Annotated in this window: 14 protein-coding genes and 2 tRNA genes; 14 read left to right on the plus strand and 2 right to left on the minus strand. The window is 60.3% G+C overall.

The window, feature by feature from the left end:
• Positions 1–38 precede the first annotated feature (38 nt).
• The 14 genes from J3R75_RS02635 (at position 39) to J3R75_RS02700 (ending at position 16,614) form a co-directional block, all read left to right on the plus strand.
• Entirely contained in the window at positions 39–1,247 is a 1,209-nt protein-coding gene (locus tag J3R75_RS02635) for a DUF1573 domain-containing protein (RefSeq protein WP_307259772.1), read from the plus strand.
• Positions 1,244–2,905, plus strand: a complete 1,662-nt coding sequence (locus tag J3R75_RS02640; protein ID WP_307259773.1) for a hypothetical protein — start codon at positions 1,244–1,246, stop codon at positions 2,903–2,905. Before J3R75_RS02635 ends, J3R75_RS02640 begins: the two co-directional genes overlap by 4 nt.
• Positions 2,906–3,116: 211 nt before the next feature.
• Positions 3,117–5,333, plus strand: a complete 2,217-nt coding sequence (locus J3R75_RS02645) for a hypothetical protein (RefSeq protein ID WP_307259774.1) — start codon at positions 3,117–3,119, stop codon at positions 5,331–5,333.
• Positions 5,330–6,373, plus strand: a complete 1,044-nt coding sequence (locus tag J3R75_RS02650) for a dipeptide epimerase (RefSeq protein ID WP_307259776.1) — start codon at positions 5,330–5,332, stop codon at positions 6,371–6,373. The genes J3R75_RS02645 and J3R75_RS02650 overlap by 4 nt, the downstream gene beginning before the upstream one ends.
• 274 nt (positions 6,374–6,647) lie before the next feature.
• A tRNA-Gln gene (locus tag J3R75_RS02655) sits at positions 6,648–6,721 on the plus strand.
• Positions 6,722–6,853: 132 nt separating this feature from the next.
• A tRNA-Leu gene (locus tag J3R75_RS02660) sits at positions 6,854–6,940 on the plus strand.
• A 160-nt stretch (positions 6,941–7,100) separates the two neighbouring features.
• On the plus strand, positions 7,101–7,496 hold the full coding sequence (locus tag J3R75_RS02665) for a hypothetical protein (protein WP_307259777.1): 396 nt from the start codon (positions 7,101–7,103) through the stop codon (positions 7,494–7,496).
• Positions 7,496–8,188 (plus strand): prepilin-type N-terminal cleavage/methylation domain-containing protein, encoded by a 693-nt coding sequence (locus tag J3R75_RS02670; RefSeq protein ID WP_307259778.1) that lies wholly within the window; start codon positions 7,496–7,498, stop codon positions 8,186–8,188. Before J3R75_RS02665 ends, J3R75_RS02670 begins: the two co-directional genes overlap by 1 nt.
• On the plus strand, positions 8,185–9,213 hold the full coding sequence (locus J3R75_RS02675; protein ID WP_307259779.1) for a hypothetical protein: 1,029 nt from the start codon (positions 8,185–8,187) through the stop codon (positions 9,211–9,213). Before J3R75_RS02670 ends, J3R75_RS02675 begins: the two co-directional genes overlap by 4 nt.
• 179 nt (positions 9,214–9,392) lie before the next feature.
• Complete coding sequence (locus J3R75_RS02680) at positions 9,393–10,913, plus strand: hypothetical protein (protein ID WP_307259780.1); 1,521 nt, start codon at positions 9,393–9,395, stop codon at positions 10,911–10,913.
• Positions 10,914–10,958: 45 nt separating this feature from the next.
• Positions 10,959–11,585 carry a hypothetical protein gene (locus tag J3R75_RS02685; RefSeq protein ID WP_307259781.1) on the plus strand — a complete coding sequence of 209 codons (627 nt, stop codon included), beginning with the start codon at positions 10,959–10,961 and terminating at the stop codon, positions 11,583–11,585.
• Positions 11,582–12,568, plus strand: a complete 987-nt coding sequence (locus J3R75_RS02690; protein ID WP_307259782.1) for a hypothetical protein — start codon at positions 11,582–11,584, stop codon at positions 12,566–12,568. Before J3R75_RS02685 ends, J3R75_RS02690 begins: the two co-directional genes overlap by 4 nt.
• Before the next feature lie 34 nt (positions 12,569–12,602).
• A complete protein-coding gene (locus tag J3R75_RS02695) occupies positions 12,603–14,894 on the plus strand; it encodes a secretin GspD/PilQ domain-containing protein (protein WP_307259783.1) in 2,292 nt (763 codons plus the stop codon).
• A gap of 25 nt (positions 14,895–14,919) precedes the next feature.
• The gene (locus tag J3R75_RS02700; RefSeq protein ID WP_307259784.1) at positions 14,920–16,614 is read left to right on the plus strand and encodes a GspE/PulE family protein; all 1,695 of its coding nucleotides are present in this window, start codon (positions 14,920–14,922) and stop codon (positions 16,612–16,614) included.
• Between the two features lie 730 nt (positions 16,615–17,344).
• Here the strand turns inward: J3R75_RS02700 and J3R75_RS02705 are convergent.
• Entirely contained in the window at positions 17,345–20,221 is a 2,877-nt protein-coding gene (locus tag J3R75_RS02705; protein WP_307259785.1) for a DUF5060 domain-containing protein, read from the minus strand.
• A gap of 85 nt (positions 20,222–20,306) precedes the next feature.
• On the minus strand, positions 20,307–21,188 hold the full coding sequence (locus J3R75_RS02710) for a sugar phosphate isomerase/epimerase family protein (protein WP_307259786.1): 882 nt from the start codon (positions 21,186–21,188) through the stop codon (positions 20,307–20,309).
• Positions 21,189–21,215 lie beyond the last annotated feature (27 nt).

Genomic DNA, 21,215 nt, shown 5'->3' on the forward strand with positions numbered 1-21,215 from the left:
GTTCGTGAACAGAACAGCCCGGCTCAAGCATCCGATTCATGCCAATACATAGAAAAACCATGCGCATGCAAAAACTTGCAAGACGAATTGTCAGCCCCCTCGCAGGCCTCGGCGCGGTACTTATCCTGGCGTGTGCGCCGCAGTCAGTTGGCCAAACCGCTGACACCGCTGCCACGCCAAACACCATCATATCCACGCCTGATATATTCCAAGTCGTGAATCCGGCGGCGCTACAACTGGGCACCATCATGGATTTCGCCAAACGCGACATCAGGATTACCCTCCGGAATGTCCACTCGGAGCCCCTGCAAATCGAACGCATTCGGGTGACGTGTACCTGCCTGACACTGGCGCCGGAGCCACCGGCAGGGCTTCTCAAACCCCAGGAGGAAATTTCCTTCACCGCGAAACTTGATGCCGCGGAAATAAAACCGGGGCCATTTTCGCGCATGGTCCTGGTGGAAGTGAAGGGGCGCGATATCACCCTGGTCTATATCAACGGCACAGTCCAGCCTATGCTCACCTTCACCCCCGGACAAGCCCTCGCCCTTGGCACTTTTGCCGGCAAGGACGTGCCGTGGGAGCGGTCCATCAAAATCACGTCCGCCTTTTCTGAGAAGCAGAACGTGTTGTTGCAGGCTCCGGCCGAAGACGACCTCTTCAGTTATGAGTTGCACTCAGACAACCCCCAAGTCTTCAGCCTCAGCATCCGACCGAAGCTTCCCCTGCCCATCGGTAAACTGCACCACCTGGTGCGCCTGCCGGTCACCGGAATGGACAACTACGGCCCCGTTATGCTGGCCGTCAATGGCACCGTAACCGGCTGGCGACCGGTGTTAGAGAACAATCAGCTGAACGTCGCCCTCTCGGAACACAAGCCAGGCGAAACCATCGTCAAAGATATCCGTTTGGTCATGAAAGAACAGACCGAAGAACCGCAAGTGAAAAATCCTCTCGCCGCCCTCAGGCACGACCACGACCATGCAGAGGCGCCCACCAATACAATCGCCAAGGAAGAGCTTGCCAACAGCACGATCCAACAAATAGCCTTCTGGGAAGGCATCGCCAGTGGTCTTGACGCCCGTTTGCCCCCTTCGGTGACTATGTCAAAAACGGCTCAAGCAGACTCTCTGTTGGTGTCGTTGAGCTTCCCGGCCGACTTTTTTGCGCGGCGAAGGCGTCAGGTCATTCCTTTTTCATACAACAAGAGCAGCTGCGGCATGCTGACCATCACCGCGAAGCCATGACCCTCAGCACCGTCCAGCCTTCTTGCAGTAGGGAATCTCGCCGGAAGAGGTCCGTTCGCCCCGACCGCTTCTGTGTCAGGTTGCTCCTGCTGGTCGGCCTTCTGCTCGCCCATGCGGGGTTGGCGCAGACACCCGCCGCCGCCGCCGCCGCTGCGCCAGCCCGGGGCTTTGTCGCGCTCTTCGGCAGTTACGACTGCGATGACTGTGCTGCTGTCAAAAAGCAATGGCCGGAGGCCTTCGCCCTCGCTGATGGCCCCGTGCTAGTCTTTCTGCCCATCGAACACGCGCCGAATTACGCCCTGCTAAGCCTCCTCGAAGACGCGCTACAGCCGGGGAAAAAGGCCGAGTCCTTCCCCATCTTCCTCGTCGGCGACAAGCTCATTGGCGACCTCGACGCCTTCTACGAGCTGGCCGATGAACTGCCCGCATTGAGCAAAAACACGCCCTCCTTGCCGCTCTTGGCCGAAATCGCCCAAGCTGCCGCCAAAGCCGCGCAGCTCGTCGTCGAGCTGCGCGTAGCTGCCGCCCCATCATTGCCCGACGCCGCGCCGACCAGCCTGCGGCCCGCCTCCGCATCATCGTCGCGGCTGCTGTATTTCTACCAAAAGGGCTGCGCCAAATGCTCACGGCAGGACAAAGAGCTCGCCATCCTGCGCGTCTCCCTGCCCGCCCTGCAGCTGGCCAGCTACGACGTCGCGACCCTCGATGGCCAAATTCTCCTCCGTCGCGCCAAACGGCACTTCACCCTTGCTGACGACAACAAAAATCTCGCCCCCATGGTCTGCTGGCCAACGGGCTACATCACCGGCCGCCTCGCCAGCGCCAGCGAGCTGCAACAAGCCCTGGCCGCCTCCACGCAGGACGCCTTCTGGTCGTCCCCCATTACCGATGCTGAACGCCGCAACGAGCAACAGCAGCAAGGCCGGCTACTCAAGTCATTCACTGTCGGCGTAGTCATTCTGGCCGGACTCATTGACGGCTTCAACCCCTGTGCCTTCGCCACCTCGGTCTTCCTGATTGGCTACCTCCTGTACCTCAAACGGCGGCCCCGGGAAATCGCCGTGGTCGGCTTCAGCTTCTGCGCCGGCGTCTTCCTCGCCTACGTCCTCTTTGGCCTTGGTTTGTCTTTCCTCCTTGACACCATCAGCGACATGCTCTGGCTCAAGAAAGCCATCTACGGATTCTTCGCCGTGGCCGCGTTCGTCCTGGCCATTGGGCATCTGCGCGACGCCCTTCGCGTCCGCAAGAGCGGCAAACCCAGCGACATGTCCTTGGGCCTGTCTAACACCACGCACCGCAAGATTCACGACCGCATCAAGAACCTGACCGAGCACCGGTCGTGGCTGATGCTGCCGGCGGCAATCCTCCTTGGCGTGATTGTCTCATCCATGGAGCTGGCCTGCACAGGCCAGATTTATCTGCCCACGTTGGCGGCCATCAACGCCGCCGGGATCAACCTCCTGGCCTTTCTGCTGCTCATCCTCTACAACCTGTGCTTCATCCTGCCCCTCGTCGTCATCACCGGCATGGCCATCGCTGGCATCGGCACCAAAGCCGTCGCCGACTGGGGGCGAAAGCATGTCGGCACGACCAAAATCGCCATGGCCGCGTTATTCATCGCCATCGCCATCGTCATGGGCGTCCTGGCCTTTTCTTAATGGCCACATCACCCCACAGTACTTCCCAACCCAGCAAGCGCACTGCCGGCGGATATCCACTCTGCTCGCGTCCCCGGGGGGCTACAGCCATAGTACTGCGTGGGGAGCGCACAGCCCCAGCAGCGGCGCCTGCCCAATAAGGGCGGCTGGCACTGCGTCATAATGATGGGCAACGGCATGTGATCGATCCGCCGGCTGCCAGCTCACATTTATGCGCAAAATAATCCCCTCACTACCTGCATTAATATTGCTTGCGGCACTGTTGCTCAGCTGCGGTTGCCTTGGCGCCGACGACACTTGGCCGCCGCGGAGCTGGCTGCTCAACTGCCTGGTCAAAGCTGTCCCCGGCATCCTGGCGACCTTCGATCACGACAGCGGTCGTTTCAATGCCGCCCAATGGAGCTGTCAAGAGCAGCACGCCATCTTCCCCCTCGCCGCCGCCTGGGCTTTCGAAAACCCCAAGAATCCCTTTTATCACGACCGCCAACTGCTGGCGGTCATCGGCAAAGGCGGTGACGCGCTCTGCGCGGCGCAGGACGAACGGGGCCGACTGCCCTACGCGCGGCCAGCGCGCGGTCAAAGCCAAGCAGGCTACGTGCCGTGGACTATAAGCCGCTGGGCGCGCTGCTACCTGCTTGTCAAAGAGAAACTGCCACCAGAGCAACGGGAACGCTGGCGGCAAGGACTAACCACCGCTTTCAGCGAAATTCATCTGCTGGTGCAAAGCCAAGGCCAGGACGGCCCCTATCACGCTCATCTGGCGACGGCACTCTTCATCGCCGGCCGGGCACTGGACCAGCCCACCTGGCAGGACAACGCCCGGCAGCACATGTCGCGACTAGTCGCCCGGCAGAGCCCCGACGGCTGCTGGCTGGGCAACTGGGGGCCAGCGTTGAGCCATAACAACAGCCTGCTCGAAGCTTTGGGTCTCTATTATGCCGTTGCCCAAGACCCTACCGTCATTGAAGCCTTAGAACGCGGTGCGCTTTTTCACCTCGCCGCCACTTGGCCCGACGGCACCGCCGTCAGCGCCATTGACGACCGGCAGCCCTACCAGCAGATCAAAAACATCGGTAATGTCGGCTTTTCCTGGACCACCCCGGGGCGACAGTTCCTCCACCAGCAACTGCGCTCACTGGTTGAAGCCAACCAGAGCGTTGCTGCCGATTACGCCGCCGCAATGCTCATCTTCGGCGGCAAGGGGCCGGTCAGCGAAAAGGACGGCGCCCCGGCCGGCAGCGCCTTCCGCTCCCAGGACGGTCTCATGCATATCCACCCCCAGGCGCCTTGGCGCGTCTGCTTCTCGGCCTACACCGCACCGCAGGCAAAACAGCGTTGGCTGCTCGACCGCCACAACATGCTGGACATCTACCACGACGCGCTCGGCCTGGTCGCCGGCGGTGGCAACGGCAAGGGCCAGCCGTTGTGGTCGTCCTTTGTCTTCACGCCGCTGAGTGAGGGCGAAGATAAGTTTGACGAAGCCTCGACTAACACTCACTCGGGCATCCCCACCGCGGCCAAGATCATCGACTCGCCGACGGGACCGCTGCTGCAGCTGAATTACGGCAAAACCCAATGCCGCATAGCGGCCACGCCGCAAGCCGACGGCGCCTTGCAGCTCAGCTACGCCATCAGCGCCATGCCGCTGCCCGTCCAAGGTGAAGTGCACCTTCCCTTCCTCCGCCGCAAAGGGCCGCTGCAGCTCGCCAACAACACCATCATTCGCTTGGGCGACGAGGCAATAACCATCAGCGGCAAAGACGCCGGTGGCCGCTTCGCCTGGGGCGGCCTCCAGGTCGATTTCCCGGCCAATGCCACGCTCCACTGGCCGGTTTTCAGACGCCCAGCGGCGGACGGCTCGCCGGCCGCATCTGCCAACCTCGCTAACGCCCGCCTGGTCATGAGCGTGCCCATTGACCAGCAAAATCCAGACGTGGCACTTTTACTGCGCCAGGTTCCGGAAAATATCCCGGGGCTGATCAGCCACCCGGCCAAGTCGTTGTCGCTCTTCTCGCCGAGCGCCACGCCAGCCAAATACATCAAGGAGCTCGACGCGATTTTTCTCAGCGCCAATCGCCCCGGCGAGTCGATGACGCTGACAGTGCCCAACAAAAAGGCCGGTCGCTACGAACTCTACGTGGAATTCGTTCTGAACCCCAATTACGGTACCGCCCTCGTCATGGGCAACGGTCAGCAGCCGGGACGGTCGTTCGACTGTTACGCGCCCGACTATGACAACAGTGGCCTGGTACCATGCGGTAATGTCGAGCTGACCGCGACGGACTTGGTCTTGACGATCCGCAGCGTCGCCCGCAATCCCCGCACCACCGGCTGCTTCCTCGCCGTCAAGGCCGTCCACCTGCGACCGGCGGCCACGACGGCAACAACGAGCTCACCAATCAAGAACCAAACGGCAACCCAACCATGAAAATCAGTTATCAGCGTCTGGTCATGCAGAAAATCTACCCGCTGGTCATCAGCCGAGGCACCAGCGGCAACTCCGAAAACCTCTTCGTCCACGTCCACTGTTTCGGCGCCACCGGCCTCGGCGAACTAGCCGGCACCAAAGACGCTGACGGCGAAAACTGCGACACCGGCATCAGCGAGCTGAACGCCTTTGTGGCTGGACTCGACGACGACAAGCACCCGTCGATCCACGACATCTGGCAGCGCGCCCGCGCCGCCGGCGTGCGGCCACGCGCCCTCGCCGCACTGGACATGGCCCTCTGGGACGCTTTCGCCAAATCCTGCGGCCAGCCCCTCTGGCGCGTCTTCGGTCTGGCCCAGCGCGCGGTTCCCACCTCGCTGACCATCGGCATCAACCCGCCTGAAGTCACCCGCGAACGCGTGCCGGAAATTCTCGCGCGCACGGGTGCAAAATACCTCAAAATCAAACTCGGATCGCCGGCGGGGATCGCCGCCGACCAGGCACATTTTCTCGCGGCTCGCGAGGCCGCCCGGCCCTTCAACGTCCACTTGCGCGTCGACGCCAACGGCGGCTGGTCCTGCGCTGACGCCAAAATGATGCTGCAATGGCTGGCTGAACGCGACGTCGACTATGTCGAGCAGCCCCTGGTCAAAGGCGCGGAAGACCAGCTGCCCGAACTCTTCAAATCCCGCCCCCTGCCTATTTTTGTGGACGAATCATGCTGGTTCGCCACCGACATCCCCACCTTCGCCCACTGCGTCGACGGCGTTAATCTCAAGCTCATGAAATGCGGCGGCCCCACCGAGGCACTGCGGCTGGTCGCCACCGCCCGTGCCCACGGCCTGCAAACCATGATCGGCTGCATGAGCGAATCCACCGTCGCCATCTCCGCCGCCGCCAGCATGAGCGCGCTTTTCGATCATATCGACCTGGATTCCCACTTCAATATCAGCAACGACCCCGCCACTGGCGCACAGATGATCGACGGCGCCGTTATACCACCCGACAAGCCCGGACACGGCGCCGTCCTCAACACCTGACGATGCCCGGGCGCGCTCCCAGGAGTCCCTTGCGTCCAAGGCGTCATTCCCCACAGTCCAGAAAGTCACCGGAGTCCAATCCATGGGACCATGCCTCATGCGTCCCTGAGTCCTCGCCCCAGCGCACACCACCAAAGCGTCCATGAAGTCCAACCGCTCCCCGGTGTCCCCTCGCTCCCCGGGGTAATCATCACCACGCACCTTTTTTGTCGATTTCCGCCGGCCCGGCCATGGCAAATCATCGCGAGTTGTGTATAGTAAAGCCGCTTTACGCAACCCCGTGGTGTAATGGTAGCACAACTGGTTTTGGTCCAGTTAGTCCAGGTTCGAGTCCTAGCGGGGTTGCCACCTTTTTCGGACCGGCCGGCGCCACGCCAACAAACAACGGCAATCATGCCGGCTAAGCCGCAAAAAGATGTTTTGAAAACGCTGTCTGATGCTTGAATTGACGGAATGCATCGCTACAGTAAAGATCGTTTCGCTCGGGTGGCGGAATTGGCAGACGCGCTAGGTTGAGGGCCTAGTGGGGTAACACCCGTGCGGGTTCAAATCCCGCCTCGAGCACCATGTGGCCTGACAGAACTTTCTGTCAGGTCCTTTTTTTTACCCAGCCAGCCTGAGCTTTTTTCGCTTTTTCCCGTGGCCGGGGATATGTTTTAAGGTTTTATTCCGTTTATTGGGCACAACCCGCCCGATAAACCATAACGACGGTGTTTTTGAGCAGTCCATGATATCCCGCAAACAGCATTTCACCCTTATGGAAGTCATGATTGCCGCGACCATCCTGGCGCTGGCGGCGGTGGCGACCATGGGCGTCGTCGGCAGTGCCCGCTCGTCGCTGTTGCGCGCCCAGAAACGCTGGGCCCGCCAGCACCTGCTGACATCCGTAGCCGAGATGTATCTGCTCGCCGGCCACGAAGCCACACTCCCGGAAGATCTCCTCCCCCAGGGCTTCAGCGCCAGCTGCGAACTGTTGGAAGTTGACGCCATCCACGAGGAAGCCAAAGAGCCGATCAATGGCTGGCTGCTGGGCGAATACCACATCTGCGTCTATGACGTCAACGGCGCCCTAATGGCCGAGACCAGGGTTAGAAAAGTGCTTAAAGAGGAGGACTTCGACTGATGTCTTCCCCGGCCCGCCAACGCCATTGCGCCGCCTTCACCCTGCTGGAGCTCCTCATTGCGGTCAGCATCTTCATGCTGATCGCCGTGGCCCTCTTTTCCTTCTCCACCGAGACAACCCGCTCTTGGTCGCGCATCATCGTTGAACGCAATCGCTTCCAAGAGCTTCTTGACCTCGACCGCACCATCGACGGCATCTTCACCCACGCCGTGCCTTTCCTCTGGCCCGATCCCGACGCCGATCTCTACCAGGAAGTGCCCTTTGTCGTCGCCACGCCCAACAGCCTCCGCATCGCCTACCTCCACCGCCTGAACGATCTTGATGAAGGCGCTATCCGCTTCGTGGAGATCGCCATCAAGGACGACGCGCTCTGCGCAACCTATTCCGACCGCCCCTTCCTCTTCTGGGAAGACGCCGGCGACCGCGTCTGGACCAGCGTCCTCGCCCGCGATGTCGAATCCGTGTCTTTCCTCTACGCCGACTGGAATGACGACTCGACCGGTCTCTGGGCAGACCGCTTTCTCTGGCAGAACGAGTGGGAAACCGTCGAATCCGAACGCGTGGACATCCCTCTGGCTATCATGATGACGCTGGTCTGGAAAGATGGTCGCATTGAATCGTGGCTGCGCCGCACCATGGGCAATTCCTACCGCGAACGCTACGGAAAATGGGAGCCGCCCAAAAGCCTATGAAGCCTATTCGTCAATTCTTCGCCCGCATAAAGCCAGCCCCGACAGGCGCCGACCGCCAGCGCGGCATGGCCCTCATGCTCGTTCTTGGCGTGCTGGCGACGGTGCTGCTCATGGTCGCACACCTCATGACCGTCGCCGAAGTCATCGCCAAAGAAGCCAAGGTGGCCGCCCTGCGCTCGGAAATGCGCTACCAGGCCGAAGCCGCCGCCGACACCGGTTTCTGGATGCTGCTCACCGACCGACGGCTCTTCGCCAACCGCAAACTCGGCCAAAGCCTCGAAGCCCGCGAAGCCGTCAGCGACTTCGAACCATGGATGGTCGATCGCCGCGCCCATGCCTTTGACAACGACTCTTGCTACGTCTACCTCCAGGCCGCCGAACAGGCCTTCATCGTCACCAAACCCGACACCCTCAAAGACAACGTCGATCCCGATGACCAGGAAAAACTCGACGAAATCAGCGAATTCATCGACGTCCTCAACGACTATACCGACCGCGATGACTTGAAAAAACTCTACGGCAAAGAAGTCGACGATTATGCCGCCGACGGCTTCCCCACCCTCCCCCGCAATAACGCCATGCAATTCCGAGAAGAACTCTACTGGCTGCCCAACTGGCAGAATTGCGTCGTGGGCGAAGTAACCGTCATCCCACCGCGCAACATCAACTACGTCATGGGCAAGAACAAACCGTCCTTCTTTTCCGCCTCGGAAGACTACGTCAAACGGGTTCTAGACCTCGGCGACAACGAATGGGACGCCATCGAACAGGCACGCGAGGAGTGGGCCAACAACGGCACGCCGCTGGAAGAGTCGCTCGACGCCGCACTCTATCAGACCATTCTGGGCGCCTTCGATTTCAACGAGGCCGACCTGGCCGCCATCTCGGCCGTCAGCCACGCGCCCGGAGATCCACGCATCCGCCTGCATGTCCAGGTCATCCGCGAAGTAAAAATCACCAGCGGCACCATCTTCAGTGACCGCGAACAAGAAACATTTTCAATCTGGGAAAAGAAACTTCACTGATTGTCAAGAGGTCATAGCACTACTGCTTGTCAGTCATAGCAATGCCCAATTTACTGTCATTCCCCTTTTTTCTGCTTGCATTATAGTACAATAACCGCATTGTTTAGCTGACAACGGGCCCCGGAGCCAATGCGCCCCGTAACGCCCACGCCTTCTTCCGGACTCGCGAAAGGAACCCGATGCCGCACTTCAGCAGAAATAACAGCTGCGCCTTCACCTGGACAAAAACGGGTGACTGCCACGCTGTCCATATCACCCGCAAAGGCGACCGTTGCATCGTCAGCGCGCATTGGCACGGCAACGCCGGCAAGAATACCTCCACCGCCGAAACCCTCAGCAGCGCCAAACGCGCACTGGGTAATATTGACTCCTACTTTACCCTGGCTGGCGGTAGTGAGGGTGGCTGGGGCATGGTTGACGTGCTCATGCCCGAACTCAAGTCCGACGAACTTAAAAACGCCCTGGCCTTCGAACTGCGCAAGCAGACACCAGTGCCTGCCGACAAACTCGCCTGGGGCTACCGCATGGTCCCGTCGGACGCCCAGAACAACCGGCAGCTGGTGCGCCTCTTCTATGTGCGTAATGAAACTTGGCGGCAATGGACCGACGCCGTCGGCGGCATTGGCCAGGTCGATATGATTCTCCCACCGGCCGTGGCCCTCGATCCCCTCCTCGCCGGCCAGACTGTCACCATCCCAGGCGACACCCCCGCGAGTTCATTTGTCTTCACGCCCGGCGATCCAGGGCGCAGCATGGCCCCTCGCAACATGGCCGACCATGCCGCCGACAGCGGTGTTCTCCACGAGATGCTCCCGCTGGAAAATCTCGACCTGGGGAGTATCAAAGACCTGCCGGCAACGGAACAATTCCACTATGCCGGCGCCATCCTGCTGGCAGTCTACGGCCTCACCCGAGAAGCCCACCGCGATCAGGCCACGGTCATCAGAGTGCCTGAGTCTCTGCAGCCACGCCGCTACCGCGGCTTCCAGCTGCTGGCCACACTGCTGGCCCTGTATATCTGCGCCGGTCTCTTCTTCGGCCTGGTCCGCGCCGCCCAAAACCGCATTGCCCGCCTGCGGGAAATCAACAGCGAGCTACGCGCCGTGGAAACGCAAATCACCAGCCTGCAGAAACAGCTCAACCCGGAAAATGTCGCCTACGCCAATGCCATCAAGCAGGAACTGACGGACGTCATTTCGGAAGCGCCGGCCTTCCCAGCCGCACTGCTGGAGCTAACCAGGCTCATCGAACCGCCCAGCTGGATGTCGTCTCGGCTGGAGTGGAAAGACGGGCAGGTGTCATTCCAGCTCGAAGAAGAGGAAAATGACCTAGAATTAGCCACGCGGCTGGAACACTCGCCCATCCTCGGCGATGTCCGCGAACAAAGCTCGACCTTCGACCCGCGCAACAACCGCCGCACCCGCAAATTCCTCCTGAACGCCCGCCATGATACCGAAAAGGAACAAGAGGCCGCACTCGCCTACGCCGAGGCACAAACAACCAGACGCCTCAAAGAGGCCGAGGCCGCACGCGCCCGAGCAGCCGCCGAAGCCGCCGAAGCCGCCGAAGCCGCCGTCCAAGACGAAGTCATCAACGACGAGGTCAATGCCATGCCTGACGGCGAAGCCACTGAAAACACCGCCGCTCCAGTCAATCAGCCACCGCCGCCACCCGCTCTGCCACCGCTGGAAAACGAATAAAGCCGCGCCGCTTCGCCCCCTCACGACTAGTTGAAAGACCGCACCATGCCAAACAAACCCAAAATACAGCCACGGCAAATCGTGCTCATGATCCTCCTGGTCCTTATCGCCCTGCTGGTCGCCAGGCAGTACATGGGCATGATCAGCCTACCCACCATGGGCCGAATCGCCGCACAGACACAACTTCTGGGATCCAAACGCACCGACCTGATGGTCCTGCAAAAGCAGCAAGCAGACTGGCTCAAGGAACTCGAACAACTTAACACCCAGTCAAACACATTCTGGGTCTCAAGCTCCCAACGGGCACTCATCGAACAGGAAGTCACCAAGGAATTCGGTAAAATCCTCCGCGCAGCACAGGTCGTGCCCCAAAAAGTCGAATCACAACGCAATAAATTGCCCCAGTACAACCATGTCAGTGAAGTGGAAATCGTCGTCGAACTGCGCGGGGTGAGCATGCAGGAGATCAGCCGGCTCTTCCAGGAAGTGGAAAAAAGCCGCCGGCTCCTCGTCTGGTCTTTTGCCAAAATTGAACCCGACAACCCCCGCGAGCCCAAAGCGGTCAACGCGACGATCCGCCTCAAAGCTTACACCCTGACTCAGGAGGCGACGGACTTCCTGCTGGCGCGCCAAGGCAGCGCCAGCACCGCCCCCAAAGGAGATGCGTTATGAATAGTTTGTCATGGCTGTCACTGATCATCGCCCTGGCCATGGGTGCCGTACTGAGCACCTCGGCAATGAAATACCTGGCCCAACCCCTGCCGCCCATGGCCAAAGCCGACGATGGCAAAGACGCCAAAGTTGCGAAAAACACCCCCGAGGAAAGCCGCCAGGTCGTGGCGCTGCCGTCCGCCAAAAATCTGCTCGACATGGACGACCTGTGGGAAAAATCCCTCTTTATCCCCCAGCGCACAGAACGCGCCCCCGATGCCGCCGACGCCCAAGCTGACACCCAAGCCGAACAGGTCAACGCCGAATTCGAACTGGTGGGCATAGCCCGCATCGGTACGCCCGAAAATGCCAAACCCGTCGCCATCATCAAACAAAAAACTCAGCCCGTTCGTGATCGCCGCGTCATGACCAGGCCCCTCCGCGGACGACCGGCACCACCGCCAACACCAGAACCCGAAGAGGAGAAAAGCAGCAAGGCCGTGCAAAAAATCTTCCGCGTCGGCGAAACTCTCATGAACACCGGCTATGTCGTCGATGAAATCAATCCCCAGGATAATTCCGTGACTCTATCCCGCAATGGCGAAAAAGTCACCCTGAAGATTCAGCTGGCCGACAAACAGGACTCCGCGCGCCGTGACAGCGTCGTCAATGACGCCCTGACCGCCAGAGAAAAACTGCAAGCCGCACAAGAAGCTGAAACCAAAGCCGCCCAGGCTGCCGCTCAGGCTGCGCAGGCTGCGCAAGCCGCTCGAACCGCCACCGCGCAGGCAGCAGCCCCCCCGCCACCGCCACCGCCGATCCCGGGCGGCCTGCCCCCTGGCGTCGCCCAACCCGCAGCCCCCGTCGGCAGGCCCACGCGTCCATTGCGCCCCACCACGGCCACCACGACCACCACCAACGCCGAAGAGCGCCAAAAACAAATCGAACGCGCCCGCATTCTTCGGGAAAAACTACTCGAACGTCAACAGCAAAATCAAAAATAACCACCTGGTATTTTCGCGTTAACAAAGGACCGCCATGATTCGCAAGTTGCTCACTCAGACACTATCCAGGACATCGCTGGCTCTCGCCGTGGCCCTAACTCTCTTTGCTGCCGGCTGTAAAACCACAGACAACACCGCAGCCGAGGCTCCTGGCGAAAAGAAACCCCTGCCCTTTCAAAACCTGAAAACACAAAAAGCTGAATTGCTTGACGACAGCCCCCTGGCAGTCGACACTCAGGCCGTCACCGAAATCACCGGCCCGGAGCGCAGCATGACTCTGCCGTCGCGGACGCAGACCACCAGCAGCCCCGGCAGTACTTCCGAATACCCGGACAACCTCATCAAGGGCGTGACCGCCCCGGATACCAACCTCAAGGTCGAGCTGATCTTTGACGCCGCCACCGTGGACGAGGTCGTCGCGGCCTTCGCTGCACCCGAACTGCTCAATTTCAGCTATTTGGTCGACCCCGCCGTCAAGGGCGCCGTGACCATGACCGTCAAATCCGAAATGACGGCCCGTGATGCCTGGGCAACCTTCGAGCACATCCTGTGGCTCTCCGGCGCATACGCGTCGCAAAACCCCGGTTTCATCCACATTCTTCCCTTCGAACGCATGCCCAAGGAACGCCGTATCTTCGCCGACCACGAGGTGCAACCCAATGTCGAAGTGCATTTCGCCATCATCCGCAATAAAAAGAGCGCCGACGTGCTCACCAACCTCAAGCCCTTCATGACCGACGGCGCCAGCATCACTGACCTGACTGACGCCAATACCCTCGTCATCGTCGACGCGCCGGCCAATATGCACAAGCTCAAAGAACTGATCGCCCGGCTGGACAACAAGGGCGAGCGCGAATGGCCCGTGCGCTGCTTCCTCTGCCGGGAAGTCGATGCCGAAGAACTGGCCACCGAACTGCAGACGCTCCTGCCCGTCCTCGGCATGCCCGTCGCCGCCGCCACCGGCCCCTCCGGCGGCGCCATCAAAATCACCCCGCTGCCCCGCCTCAGAACCGTCGTGGTCTCCGCCGCCCTCGACGAAGTGCTCGAGGAAGTCGCCACCTGGGTCAAGACACTCGACCGCTCAGACATGCTCGACAAAGAAGAGATTTTCTTCTACAACGTCCATCACAGCACCGTCGAAAACCTCAGTGCCGCCCTCGGCGCCTTCTTCAACACCGTGACCACCACCGGCCCCAGCTCGGTGTCAACCACCAAGAGCACATCGTCCCGCGCCAGCGCCACCAGCGGCAGCACCCCCAACACCAATAACACCACCAGCACTCAAAATACCACCCGCAGCAGCTCCAGCAACACGAGCAACTCCCGCAATACCCGCAGCGGCAGCACCACCACCAGCAGTCGCGACAAAGATGAGGACGCCAGCACCGTCAACAAAACTGTCTTCGATACCGAAGTCACGGTCTTTACCGACGAGGAAAGCAACCGCCTGACCGTCAAAACCACCCCCCGTACCTGGAATATGATCAAGGTCTTCCTGTCGCGCCAAGACGTGCCCCCGCGCCAGGTCGCTATTCAGGCCATCATCACCGAAATTACCCTCAATAAAAGCAATGAATACGGTCTGTCATACTCGTTCAGTAAGCTCGTGGACAGCAAAGAAGACGCCCTGATGGGCGCGCTCCTCGGCGCCGGCGGCATCCCCGCCGATCTGACCAAATGGACCACCAATGAGGGCATTGGGCTGCTGCTGCGCGACAACAACAACGACCCGCTCGCACTCATCAAAGCCGTCGCCGGCGACGAAAATACCCGCGTGCTCTCCGAACCCCAGGTCATTGTCCGCAGCGGCGCCACCGCCGAACTGCAGGTCGGCGAGTCCATATCCGTCCCCTCGGAGTCCACGTCCTATTCCAGCAGCTCGGATTTCCGCACCAATTACGAGTACGTCGAAACCGGTGTCATCATGACGGTCACGCCCTACATCACCGCCGGCAACGACGTCCGCCTCGAAGTCCAACAGGAAGTCTCCGACGCCAAAGACCGCGGCACCACCAACACCATCCCGCCGGATATCATCAAAAAGACTATGTCCACCGAACTCGTCGTGCCCGACAACTCGACGCTGATGATGGGCGGCATGATCAAGAACAAAACCAACGAAGTGCGCTACGGCATCCCCCTGTTAATGGACATTCCCTGGGTCGGCCGCATCTTCGGCTCAAATTACAAAACCGTCACCCGCTCGGAATTGCTCGTGCTCATCACCGTCAATGTCATTGACAACAGCAACCCGCAGGAAGAGCTGATCCGCCGCTACAAAGCCTCACTCGAAGAAATCGAAAAACGCGACATGGTCATGTATTGACCCGTAAACAGAAGGTCTTCAAGCCATGACCCCGTCCAGCCCCACCGATAACACCACGACCGCAGCCTCCAGCGAAGCCATCCTCAACGGCAACGCTCACCCCGGTAACGCCAGCCAGCCCGGAGACCTCCGACAACGCGTCCGCCAGGCCCTCGCCAGCAAAATCGTCAATCACGACGGCGACCCCGGCGGTAGCGCCAGCCTCGATTGGGACCTGGTCAACAGCGGCAAAATCGCCGACATGACGATGATCCGCATCTACGCCGACCTCACCGGACTACCGGTGCTGGACGAAGAAGATGTCCGCGATGTCAGCTATTATCCCGACGTCACCTACGACTTCCTGAGCGCAGAAAACTGCCTGCCGATCGTCTGGAACGCCGAGAAGGCCGTCATCGCCATCTCATCACCCTACGACGCCGGCCGGCTCGCCCACGTCTGGAAAGGCCTCTACGACGCCGAGGCCGAATTCGTCCTGGCCCGCCGGTCCTTCATCGAACGCTTCATTACGTCCCTCTACGACAATCCCGACCAGCTCGGCAACGGCTTGGCCGCCGATGGCGACAGCGAACAGGCCCTGCGCGACCTGGCCAAGGAAGCGCCCATCGTCCGCCTGGTCAATGACATCTTCTCCCGCGCTCAAGAAATGGGCGCCAGTGATATCCACGTCGAGCCAACCGAACATGACGTGGTCATTCGCTTTCGTATCGACGGCATGCTCCAGACCATTCTCAGACCGCCGAAAAATCAGTATGCAGCCATCGCCTCGCGTATCAAGCTGCTCGCCGGCATGAATATCGCCGAGCGACGCCTGCCCCAAGATGGCCGCATTGACCTGCCTTCCGGCGCGAATCCCATCGATGTCCGTGTCAGTACGGTCCCCTGCATGCATGGCGAAAGCATCGTCCTGCGACTCCTCCAGAAGGACTCGGCTATCTTCGACCTGGACAAGGTCGGCCTCCTGCCCGATTCCAAGGAGAAACTCGCGCGGCTCTTCAACATGCCCCACGGCATCATCCTCATCGTCGGCCCCACCGGTAGCGGCAAAACCACCACGCTCTACTGCATCATGAACATCCTCAATGCCGAGTACCGCAAAATCATCACCATTGAGGACCCCGTCGAATACCAACTCGAAGGCCTGACCCAAATCCACGTGCGCGCCCAAATCGGCCTGACCTTCGCCAGCGGCCTGCGCGCCATCGTCCGCCAGGACCCCGACGTCATCCTCGTCGGTGAAATCCGCGACCGCGAAACGGCCGAAATCGCCATCCACGCCGCCCTCACCGGCCATTTGGTCCTCAGCACCCTGCACACCAACGACGCGGCCGGCGCCATCAGCCGCATGATGGAAATGGGCGTCGAGAGCTTTCTAATCTCGTCCTCCCTCCTGGGAGTGGCGTCCCAGCGCCTCGTCCGCCGCATCTGCCCGGTGTGCCATGGCAGCGGCCGCACCGCCGACGACCCGAACAAACGCTGCCGCAACTGCCTGGGCTCTGGCTACCGCGGCCGCGTCGCCATCTTCGAACTCATGGAAATCAATGACGATCTCCGACTCGCCATCAATGCCCATAAGGACAGCTCCGAACTGACCCAAATCGCCAAAAAACACGGCATGCGCACCCTCAAAGAAGACGGCGACCTCAAGGTCAAAGAAGGCCTGACCACCGAATCCGAAGTCACCCGCGTCTGCAAACTCGATATCAGCGCCCTCGAATAACCACCGACAGCGCACTTGCCCAATACTTGGCGCCAGCGACTAAACGCCTGCGACACGCCAACCCGACATCGGCGCCAGCGACTCATTGCCGCGAAGCGGCAGAAGCGCTGAAAGCGCGAAACATACCAGCCCAGGGCAAGCGACGCCGAAGGCGGAGCGCCTGCGACACGCCAACCCGACATCGGCACCAACGACTAAGCGCCTGCAACACGCCAGTCCGACATCGGCACCAGCGACTCATCGCTGCGAAGCAGCAGAAGCGCTGAAAGCGCGAAACATACCAGCCCAGGGCAAGCGGCGCCGAAGGCGCGCGCCGCCCTGGGTAGACCGCCAGTAATGGTCGTGTTCCTCGGCCTCTTTGGCCCCAGTCGGCGAAGCTGACTGGAGCCAAAGAGGCAATGGAACTTACTTCCCGCAGCTGCTTTTTGCAACGTACACCTCGTCAATGGACACGCATGGTCATCAATCAACTTCCCGTCAGCCATTGCTGACACACATGGGAAGAGCATTGGCCCGCGATTGCCTTCGACTGCTCTCGATTGCCTTCGACTGCTCTCGATTGCCTTCGACTGCTCTCGATTGCCTTCGACTGCCCTCGATTGCCTTCGACTGCCCTCGATTGCCTTCGACTGCCCTCGATTGCCTTCGACTGCCCTCGATTGCCTTCGACTACCCTCGATTGCCTTCGAATGCCATCGATTGCTGTCGTTTGCCCTCTCTTCCCACCGTCCTACCTGATGGGGAAGATTTTCGCGGCGACGTCCGTTGCCAGCGGCCCGGGTTCGAGCAGCAGCACACCATCGCGCGCTTCGACTTCCTGGCTGTGACTGACGGTTCCCTTCCAGGTCTCCCACCATTCCACACGATAGCGACCGTCCTTAGCGACTTCGACGCCGTAGGTAGCCGCCGGCAGTGGCGACACTTGTTTAAGCACATGGTTGAACCAGCTACTCATGCCGTTCTGCAGCCAGACAATGCCCACGCTATCGCACATCATGCCTGCGCAAATCACGTCGCGATGCACAATGCGCCGACAGCCCGTGAAGATGAAGTAGGGGATGCGCACCCAGTCCTTGCCGTGATTCTCCACCCGAATACGCCGTTCGCCAGCCGGCACCGGTATGGCAAGCTCCTCGTCATACTCGCATTGCCACAACTGCCACTGCTCCTGCCATTTCGATGACTTGCCAACGCCGTCGCCGCAGGGAAACTCGCGGTCCAAGGCCAGCACGTCGTCGATATAAATCTTCAAATGGCCGGAATTGGACACCGTGTCGACCTTCAGCTTGAACTGCCCAGCATCGGGATAATTCACCAGGAAGGTCGGGAAGGTCCGTTTATCCCCATGGCCCTCGCCCTGCAATGTCGAGAGCAGCTCCTGATCGTCATTGATCGTGCCGTCCTCACCAACGCGGAACTCCGTCACTGCGGCCTTGCGGAAACCAGCGACGGGCTTGATCAGGGCATCATTGGCGCCCGGGCCGGCCTCACTCGGCGGTATTTCCGGCTTGCGAATCGCCAACGGCCGCCATACTTCCCGCCCAAACGGCAGGCCATTGACAAAATTGCGTAGCGCCTGGAAGTGGAAATACAGATTATTGGGAGCGATATAGTTTTCATGCCACCACGACATGGGATTGCCATTACAGCCGCTGTGAATGGCCGCCCATCCCGAATTATGCAGGTACCAGCCATCCGGGTCCTTGTCCGCCGTTGACGCGTGGCTGCGAATGCCGAATTCCGCAAAGACATGCGGCTTGGCGTGGTTCGTCCGCTGCGTCTGGCAATAACGAATCGTCGGTATGGCCACATTCATGTCGTCATTGGTGTAGCAGTGCGTCTGCACAATGTCCATCTCGGGGATTTCCCAGCAGGCCACCGGCCCCGTCTTGCCCCACCAACTGGTGCTGATCAGGTGATCGTAGGGGTCGAGCGCAGCTAGGACGGGCGCCATTTCACGGTGCCATTCGATCACCGTCTCAGCCGGACTGCCCGACCAACCCTCAAACTCATTGCCGAACTCCCAGCACATGATGCGTTGACTGTAGGTCCAGCGCGCGACCGTGTAACGCAGGCGCTGGCGGTACAGTCTTTTGGCCTCTTCGTTGGTAAACCAGTCCACCGCTTTCTCGCAGGGCCCGCCGTTGACGCTGTTGTAGGGATTGCCCTTCCAACCCGGATTGCGAAAATCCTGATGCGTGTCCATGCACATCATGTAGGTCATGTCCAGCTCTTCAGCCACATCCAACACATAGTCGATCTGCGCCGACTGCTTCTGGCGGTAGCGCCCCAGCTGCCGCTCCCACTCTATGCCAAAACCGTGGCTGGACATCCACCAGCGATTCCAATTCTCACCATTGGCCGCCATGGCCTCCAACGCCTTCGTCTCGCCATAAGGCCCAGAACGATAGATCGGCACGTTATGGCCAATCGGCACATAGCTGTCGCCATTATCATGAATGAAATAGTAGGGATCAATGGGGCTCTGCCGCACAAAACCGCGCTCTTTGCCGGCCACCACCCGTATTGGCGCCGGCAACGCAAATTCAACCCGACCGCTGCGATCGCGCGCCACCAGCTTCACCTGCATCTCGCCAAGGCCCAAACCCACCAGCCGAACTTTCCAACAGCCGTCGCCTTCGGGATAAAAGGCGTCCTTACCGTCAATGCGTTCCGCTTTGTACGGCTGCATGAAAAATCCCGGCAGCACATAGCTCGGCCCCCACGAACAGGTCACTTCGGCGTCCAGGCTGACATCCTGAGGATCAAAAGGATTGTCCCAAGTACCACGCAAATCCACATCAATCTCGCACTTGCGGTACTGCGATACCTCTGCCGGTGCCGTCGCACTCAACGACAAGGGCGCCGCCATGTCCACCCGAAAAACCGGATAACTCGTCGGCATCGCCACAAAACTCAAGTCGACGTTGACCTCGAGGCTGCCGTCGTCGGGAAAATCTTTCTCCTCCGTCATCGCAAATTCCAGGCTCTTGCGGCCCTTGCCACCACCCGTAATACGCGCACTGCGATAATCAGACACCGCGATGGCGATGCCATTACCAGCGATCCGCCCGACTTTCATGAGCTTATAGCGCGTGACAAACGCGTCCAGCAACGACGTGTTCAGCCACGGCTCAACCAACGCCCGATCATTGTCGTCCTGCGCTTCCACGGAAAGGTGCCCCCGCACACCAGCGACCAGCTTCAACGGGCCGGTCTTGCGCACTACCAGGCGCAACCGCAGACCCGCTTCTCCCGGCGTCAGCGTCAACTGGTAGCGCAGCGGCGGCGCTTCGTCGCGTGTCCCCCAAACGCCCTCCATCTGCAGATCGCCCTCGACCAACGCCACTTTCTCCACCTTGCCGGCAGCCATAGTCTCGTACACATAACTGTCATGCCACTGGAAGAAAGTGAGATTCGCTTCCCGGCCATCCCGCGGCGTCAGGCGCAATCCCCCCGTCTTGCCAAAAAGCTCAAAGGTCCCGAGCGGATAGTCCAGCCGGTAGTTCAGCTCATCCACCTTCGTCCATGCCGCCGGCTGCGCCGTCACCGGCATACTGGCCAAAGCCATCACACTCAGTATGCCGCCAAGTAGCTTGCTCATCATATCCTGTCGTTCCTTTCTGACTGTTCACACACCCGATAATATCACCGCAACCCGATACGCCCTGCCACAACCGCGCAAAGTGCCGTCAACCCGCCGCCATGGCGATATAGCGCCGGAGGTTTTCCTGCCCCATGCTGATGCCCATCAACACGTCCTCAATGCCTTCGTATTCGATGGACAACGCCCCCGCATAGCCTTTTGCCGCCAATATCCGCACGCACTGCGCCACCGGCACATTGCCGTGCCCAATGATCGCCGAACGCCGCCAATTGCCGCCACGCGACAAACGCCACCCGCGACCGGGAAATATCTCCGTCCCCGGTTTGAGATGGTTGTCTTTGGCATGGCAGTGCCGCGCATACGGCGCTAACCGCCCCACCGCCACCGCCGGATCGTCGTCCACGCCGACAAAATTGCCGATATCGATGGTCAGTCCGAAATTAGCATGATTGACCGCCGTCACCAGCGCTTCCATGCGCAGGCTGTCCTGACAGATATGCCCGTGATTCTCCACCGTGGTAACGATGCCCTTGTCGGCCGCATAGCAGGTGATTTCCCGGCAGCTGTCAGCCAGTACGGGCAGCACGGCATAAAAACCACGCAGGCCTTGGTAGTCAGCCGGGAAGGACGCGAAAGCGTCATGCCGCAGCAAGGGCGCCCCGAGCAACGCGGCAATATCCACCTGCTGTTTCACCCGGGCAATCTCCGCCTGCGGATCATAATGGTCGTTGGCACCCAACAGATTGGCGCCAAAGGTATAGCTCGCAATGGGTAGGTTCAGCGCCGCCGCTTCGTCCCGCAGACGCCGTGCATAATCCGTCTCGGAAACGCCCGCATCCGCCTGGATGCCGCAAATCTCCACAGAATCGAAGCTCATCTCCTTGGTCTTGGCCACCACGGCGCTCTGCGTCATCTCGCCACTGCGGATCAGACGGCTAAAACTGTAGGTGCTCACTCCGACGTTCATGCCCCTTGCTCCTCTGCTTGCTTGATA

Origin of the sequence: Oligosphaera ethanolica (assembly GCF_030814695.1) — a bacterium.
GTDB classification, from domain to species: Bacteria; Verrucomicrobiota; Lentisphaeria; order Oligosphaerales; family Oligosphaeraceae; genus Oligosphaera; species Oligosphaera ethanolica.